General features: G+C 45.3%; 6 protein-coding genes. 3 read left to right on the forward strand and 3 right to left on the reverse strand.

Annotated elements, in window-relative coordinates:
• A partial coding sequence (locus tag Q8865_10425; GenBank protein MDP4153830.1) for a hypothetical protein occupies nt 1-1759 on the reverse strand: 1759 nt, incomplete at its 3' end.
• Between the two features lie 261 nt (nt 1760-2020).
• On the opposite strand from Q8865_10425, the gene Q8865_10430 reads away from it, so the two are divergent.
• The 3 genes from Q8865_10430 to Q8865_10440 are packed head-to-tail and all read left to right on the forward strand — an operon-like array spanning nt 2021 to nt 5563.
• Nucleotides 2021-4156: a glycosyltransferase family 39 protein gene (locus Q8865_10430; protein ID MDP4153831.1), complete on the forward strand. Its 2136-nt coding sequence runs from the start codon at nt 2021-2023 to the stop codon at nt 4154-4156.
• Nucleotides 4157-4164: 8 nt separating this feature from the next.
• Nucleotides 4165-4587: a GtrA family protein gene (locus Q8865_10435; GenBank protein MDP4153832.1), complete on the forward strand. Its 423-nt coding sequence runs from the start codon at nt 4165-4167 to the stop codon at nt 4585-4587.
• Complete coding sequence (locus Q8865_10440) at nt 4580-5563, forward strand: glycosyltransferase family 2 protein (GenBank protein ID MDP4153833.1); 984 nt, start codon at nt 4580-4582, stop codon at nt 5561-5563. Before Q8865_10435 ends, Q8865_10440 begins: the two co-directional genes overlap by 8 nt.
• Before the next feature lie 86 nt (nt 5564-5649).
• On the opposite strand, the gene Q8865_10445 is transcribed toward Q8865_10440, so the two are convergent.
• Nucleotides 5650-6645 carry a M23 family metallopeptidase gene (locus Q8865_10445; GenBank protein MDP4153834.1) on the reverse strand — a complete coding sequence of 332 codons (996 nt, stop codon included), beginning with the start codon at nt 6643-6645 and terminating at the stop codon, nt 5650-5652.
• Nucleotides 6646-6660: 15 nt separating this feature from the next.
• Entirely contained in the window at nt 6661-6948 is a 288-nt protein-coding gene (locus Q8865_10450; protein ID MDP4153835.1) for a hypothetical protein, read from the reverse strand.
• Nucleotides 6949-7416 lie beyond the last annotated feature (468 nt).

The following is a 7416-nucleotide window of genomic DNA, read 5'->3' on the forward strand; positions in this document are numbered from 1 at the left end:
ATATAGTCTCTGGAAACAATATGTTATTTGTCTTCAAATCCGAGGCGCTGAATTTTAATTTTTTAAAGTAAAGACTGTCTTTGCATAAAATAATGGGCGAATCGACCGGGCCGCATGATACAGTATAGTTGCTCGGATTAAAGCAGTCGGTCAGGACAGCGGCGTCTTTTGTAATATCATATTTATAAATCAAACTGTAATTAGAGTCATCCATGTTTATGAGCCATGATTGTTGGGTGCTTATATACATATACTTTCCGCTGTCGTCTATTTTAATATCGCTGATGCCGGTCGGCAGCCCGAAATTTCCTAAATATGCAAGGGTATTCTGATCAAAAACATATGCATGAATTTCGATGTCGCCATCAATAATGAATATTTTCCCCTGGCCCTCGATGATATGTCGATGGCAAGTCTCGTTAAGATTTTCCGGGATGGAATAGATGATTTCCCTGGTTTTTTGAAGCGTATTGATATCAAGCTCAGTCACCAGATAGACTCTGTTGTCATTAACGATCAGAATTTTTGTGCCATCAGATGAAATGTTGATCCCGTCCGGTCTGTAGTCAAGCGACACTGCTTTTTCGATCGTGCCTGTCGAATCGTTAAAAACAAATAGTTTTTTAGTTCCCTTATTAAGCAAGTAGGTTTTGTTGTGACCGGGATCATAAACAAAAGCTGAAAATTCATTTTTGAACGCCGCGCCATAGTCGTTATCTGTAGCTGACGAAACTGTCGTCGTTGCTTTTTCTATGCGGTATACACTGTTATTATCTTTTGTGATTATGACAATGCCGTCTAACGTTTTGTATACCGATTGGGGGATGCCGCTGCTGACGGCATAATCCTTAGTAGGTGTAAGATTTGAATACTGGTATTGATGCACCCGATTATCTATACCTGCCAAATAAAACGCGTCGTTTGCAAGATCAAAGGATATGCCGTTGAACGGAACGAACGGCTCATCCCGTTTTATCATATCTTCAGACTGCGCCGCCGCGCATGTCGCAATATAACCAATATTGTTAAAAATATATTTCCCGTCAGGCGATATGTCGAATAAATTGGAAGTATCAAAATCATTGTGGTATTTCCACACATAACTGGATGTGATTTTGCCAGTGGAATCTAATGTATAGGCAGTCATATCCAATGGCATGACCATATCATCGATCGTATATAGTCTGTCAAGCGTTGAATTATACACTAATGTCGACAATTGACAGATCGATGATGTATTTATCAAGACGCCTTGCTGTGTATAACCACCGATATACCCGAATTGACCTGATCCGCATGTAATGTATATGTTGTTCTCGTTTGAGACAGCTATGTCATAAGGGTCTATGTTTATGTTATACTGCGCGGTTTTTGTGAATGTTGAACAGTCGATAATTGCAAAAGCCCCGCTTTGGTCCTCTTTCCACCAACAAGAATAGTGATCTCTCGTGCATAGCGCAACATAGAGCTTGCCGTCTTTATAGCAAAGCGCTTCCGGCATAAGATCGAAAGTGATGAACGAGACCGTAAAATTATATGTATTGATGCTGTACACTCTTTTTTCTGATCGTGATGTCATGTAAATGACAGTCCCGTCGCTGTTTGACACCGAGTCGAAAGGCTGGAAAGAAAGCGTTTTGATGTCTGACGTATCTGCCGATGTCGTATCTGCTGACGTCGTATCTGCCGCCGCCGTTGAAACGACCATCATCTGCATACATAGCGTCAGGATGAGCAGTAAGCTTAAAAATCTTTTCATATCATGCCTCCAAGTTTAAAAATTCCAAAATACCGACTATATATTAACTTTAGCGACAAATAATGTCAACGAAGTTTATCATAACTAGCGTTATTTCTTGCACGATTGGACATGCCTTTTAACCTTTACATATTGTTAATATATCAGACACATTTTGTCTACAGTATTTAAGCGAATTTTAATGTTGGCAGGTAAAATATCTATTGTAGTCAAAATTTATAAAACTCAAGCCCGCACCCGCGGACAATCGGAGGACTAAAAATGAACATCATAAAATCATACGATCTAAGACCGAAAACGATTTTTAAACAATATTGGTATTTATGCATACTTGCGCTGATCTGTGCCCTTTCTTTCGGGCTCAATTTCTATGCGATCTCAAAGCTGGGCTTCGGCAACGCTTACTACGCCGCCGCAATAAAGAGCATGACTCAAAGCTTTAAAAATTTCTTTTTTGTCGCGTTCGACCCCGCCGGGATGGTTTCGGTCGACAAACCGCCGCTCGGGCTGTGGATACAGGCAATTTTCGTTAAGATACTCGGCTATCACGGCTGGGTGATGCTGCTGCCTCAGGCGCTTGCCGGAACAGCATCCTGCATAATGATGTATCTCCTGACGGCAAAATATTTCGGACGTCCCGCTGGACTTGTCTCCTCGCTTGTGTTCGCAGTCACCCCGGCTCTTGTTGTTGCGGCTAGGAACAATACGATCGACACTCAGCTCATATTCGTTTTACTGCTTGCTACATGGTTTTTGTTTAAAGCAATCGAAAAGACAGAATGGCGTTACCTTTTCATATGCGCCGCAATGGTGGGCTTAGGCTTCAATATTAAAATGCTTCAGGCATATATGATACTTCCGGCAATCGCCGTCGTTTATCTCATATTCGCAAAAGAAAAGTTTTACAAGCGCATAATTGCGGGACTTATAAGCATCGTCATCGTTGCTGACATATCGTTCGCGTGGGTGCTTGCCGTCGACTTAACACCGGCTGGCAGCCGTCCATACGTCGACAGCTCCACGAACAATACAGTAAGCGAACTTATAATCGGACACAACGGGCTTGAACGCATCTATGGTCAGGGCGGCAGCCGGGGCGGAATGCCCGGAGACGGGGGAATGCGCCAGGATGGAAACAGGAACGGCACAACGCCTCCCTCAATGCCAAAAGGCAATAACGCCGGCGGTCAGCCGAATATGCAAAACGGCAACGGCACTCCCCCTGCAATGCCCGGCACCGACGGGGGCAGACAGCGCATCAGGGACGGCGGACAGATGGGACAGGGATTCCCCGGCGGTCAGGACGGCTTCCGTAACGGACAGGACGGCAGAGGTAATTTCGGTAAAGGCGGCGGTATCGCCGGCAACGAGATAGGAAATGCCGGAGCATTCAGGCTTTGGGGCAGCAGCCTTTACGGTCAGGCATCATGGCTTCTGATATTCGCCCTCTTCTGCATCATCGCAAAGACCAAAAAGTTTAGTTTCAAAAACCTAAATATAAAACAATGCGCATTTCTATATTGGATACTCTGGCTTCTCGTAATGTACGTCTTCTTCAGTTTTGCAAGCTTCTGGCACAGATATTATCTCTGCATGTTGGCGCCCGCAGTTGCTGGCATATCAGGGCCTGGACTTGCAGAAATGGTAAACGCTTTCAAAAATAAAAGAGGCTGGAGGCAGTTCCTTCTCCCCGTCTCCCTCATCGCAACATCGATTTTTGGAATCATTTACGTCTGGAGCTATACGGCACTTAGAGTATGGCTTGTCCCGATAATGTCAGGGGCGGCGGCAGTATCTCTCATCCTCATGGGACTGCACTATTTTAAGCCAAAAAAGTTTATACTCATCATTTCAACATGCTTTATGCTTATCTCTCTTCTTGCCGCGCCCCTCTACTGGAGCATGACGGTCACGATGTACCCGCCGCAGAACGTAACGATGCCCTACGCGGGGCCTGAACTCGCCTCTACATCAGAGATTGCTGGCATGACGCCGAATCAGGGAACATTCAATAACTTAGACGCAGGCACGACCGCCCTTGAAAAATACCTTGTCGCAAATTATAAGGAGGGCAGCTTCCTTGTCGTTTCCCAGCGTTCAAACGACGTCGCCCAGTTCATCGTAGACACAGGGCTTCCAGCATACGCTTACGGCGGATTCCTCGGTTCCGACAATTCTCTAACACTCGACAAGCTTAAAGAGCTAGTCAAAGAGGGCAAGGTGACTTACTTCCTCGTTTCGGGTCAGGGCGGCTTCGGCGGCGGAAGTTCCGATCTTGTTTCCTACGTTAAAGAAAACGCCGTTCTTATAGATTCTTCCGAGTATTCAGGCGGCTCACAGACCACTGCTTCCCGAAGCAACGGCGTTTCAGGCAGTCTTTACCTGTTTAAAAGCTGAGGGCTGATATGAAAAAATATTATGAAATGTATAAGGAACCGATCCTGTATGTCATCTTCGGCGCGTTGACAACAGCGGTGAACTACTTCTCATATATCATATTCGCGCATCTCGCAGGGTTGTCTGTCGTGTTCAGCAACGCCGCCGCATGGGTGCTTTCAGTGATTTTTGCTTTCGTCACAAACAAACTGCTCGTATTCGAAAGTAAAAGCCTGAATGCCGGCTCGGTGATTAAAGAGCTCACCTCTTTTGTGACCTGCCGTCTGCTTTCGGGGCTGCTCGATACGGGAATCATGGTTTTATTTATAGATGTCGCGCATTATAACGATCTATATGTCAAACTCTTTTCCAACGTTTTAGTTGTTATAATAAATTACGTTCTAAGCAAAAACTTTATTTTTACACGCAAGGAGGGTGCGGAAAATGGCTGACATTATTTATTTTGTTATCCCGTGCTATAACGAGGAAGACGTGCTTCCGCTGACTGCCGAAAAGCTTAGCTATAAAATGAGGCTGCTTATCAAAAACGGTCTTGCCAAGGAGGAAAGCCGCATTCTTCTGGTCGACGACGGCTCGAAAGACAAGACGTGGCAGCTTATAGAGGAGCTTTCAAACAAAGATAATATATTTACAGGTCTCAAGCTTTCTCACAACAAGGGTCACCAGAACGCGCTTCTCGCCGGGCTCATGACCGCAAAAGAATATGCGGACGCTGTTATCTCGATGGATGCCGATCTTCAGGACGACGTCGGGGCGGTCGACGCTTTTCTCAAAGCTTATTACGACGGCTGTGACATCGTGTACGGTGTGCGCAGCAGCCGGGAAAAGGATTCTTTTTTCAAAAGAGCCACCGCACTAGGGTTTTATCAGTTAATGCGCGCGATGGGAACAGAAATGGTATCCGACCATGCGGATTACCGGCTAATGAGCAAAAGGGCGCTCGACTGTCTTGCGCAGTATAAAGAGGTAAACCTGTTTCTTAGGGGCATAGTTCCACAGATCGGGCTTAAATATACCTATGTATATTACGAAAGAGGAAAACGCGCCGCCGGAACCTCGAAATATCCGCTTAAAAAGATGTTCTCATTTGCGCTTGACGGCATCACGTCCTTTTCAGTAAAGCCTTTAAGGCTGATAACATCGCTTGGACTCATAGTCACCTGCCTCAGCGTGGTTGTATTTGTGGCAAAACTGGCTGCAGGCTTTGGTGCGGACATGGCAAGCTCTTTATGGACGCTTGGCGGCATCGAGCTTTTGGCGCTCGGCATCGTAGGCGAATATATCGGCAAGATCTATTCTGAGGTCAAAGGCAGACCAAGGTATTTAATAGAAAAGAACCTCTGCGAAGAAACAATGCAAATACACGATTTTTCAGCAATGACCGACCTGAATAAAAAAACAGGCTAACAGCTTTCTCCGTGACCTGCTCTGCCACAATGACCTCCAAGCAGGCAGAAAGTCAGATTTCGGGGTTTATATAACCAGGGCGAAAATTATTTATCCCACATGACAATCGAATTTATCCTGCGATTCTCGGTCGGGCACTTATACAAAAGTTTGTTTCCGTCCCTGCATACGGCGGAACCGCCGCCGTCGAGCTTGATCGCCTTTTCAAATCTCTTGTCAGCGGCATAGCTTTTAAGGTCGGCGTAACCGCCCTTTACCATACAGCAGTATACAAGTCCGCCTTTGATGCCTAAAAGCGCATGGACAGTGTCATAGTTCCAGCTGTTGTCCCAGCCCTGCTTCATATAGTCATAGTCAAGGTCGCCGCAGACGGCAATCCCGCTTATGGCGGATTTGACTTTTGGGACAGATGAGGGGTCGTTTGTCATAATAATGCCGATTTTCCCGTCAAAGGTCGTGTACAGCGTCGGTTGGGTGAACTGCGTTCCCGGCATTTTTTCAAGCAACTTGCCGGAATCTAAAAGGTGGACGGCTGGATAAGTGCGCCCCCCTGCCTCTTTGCCGAAAAAGCCGCCCGTCATGAAATTCGCAATGCCGATATTCCACGCTTGCTGATCGACTATGGCAACACCCAGATCGAGCGGAAGCACCTGTCTGCAAAGATATTCAGTGTACTTTTTGCTGTGAGCGTCGAGATATTCGACAGGATTCATCGTATTTCCCGGGAAAACGCTCGGATATACCACAGGCAGTTTCTTAAAGATTTCGAGATGCAGGTGCTTGCCAGTACTGTTGCCGGTGCTGCCCTGTATGCCGACTGTCTGCCCCTCGCTGACCTTATCTCCGGTTTTCACTTTGGCAAGTGCGAGGTGCGCATAGCGTGACGCCGTGTCGTCGTCGTGATGGATGACAACGTTATTGCCATAAGATTTGCTGAAGCTCACGGTTGTAACCGTTCCGGCGGCCACTGCCATTACATTGTCGTCAGTGCCGACAAGATCAGTCCCCGTGTGATAGCCGCACTGCCAGCTCCCCTTTTTTCCATACGGACAGGTTATAGTAAATTTTTTAAACGGATACATTAAAATTCCCTCTTTCTACTCACTGATTTCCGCTTTTACAGGCGTTCCATCTGGTATTATATTCGGCGTGTCAGCTGCCGTTGCTTCATTTTTCAGCGAATCCGCCTTATTTTCAATTTCACTTGCCGCTTTTTCGGCTGTATCGTTGAGTGCCTTTACAGTAGCCTCAATCAGGGCATTCACGCCATCGTCAACGGCAACGCCCAGTTTATCAAGCATATTTATGACCCAAAGCTTGCGGTAAGCACCCATTTTACTGCCTTTTATCGTCTGCCCCGCGCGGCGACAAGCTTGTCCGCCCATGTGGATACAAAGGAAAACTCCTTTACAGTTATAAGCGATTTTATATATGATAGCATAATTTCAGCGCTACTCCCAGCACTAATTGTAATCCGTTTCAACGCCCTTAATACTTATGGTTCGTCGTAAAGCTGCCCAATCTTCTGCACTCCTTTCATTAACTTAATATAAAAAGGCGACTACCCGATGGTAATCGCCCAAAGGCTGGCATATTTTTCTATAATACTATTTTAACATGCTCATCTATTAATGTCAGTATCATACTTTTATGCATTTTTTATCATTTTTCAATAATTCAAGCATTGTTTTCATATTGTTTAAATTTTAGTGTAACTCAACAAATTCACAGGAATAATATACTATACTTTTCTGGCATAATTTTTTTATAAATTTGTTAAGGAGAATATGTTTTATTTCGATAGCATTAGTATTAATCTAAATTAGGAGAGTTTCTATGAAGAAAAGAGCCGC

It is taken from the genome of Bacillota bacterium, from assembly GCA_030705925.1.
Lineage (GTDB): Bacteria > Bacillota > Clostridia > Oscillospirales > Feifaniaceae > JAUZPM01.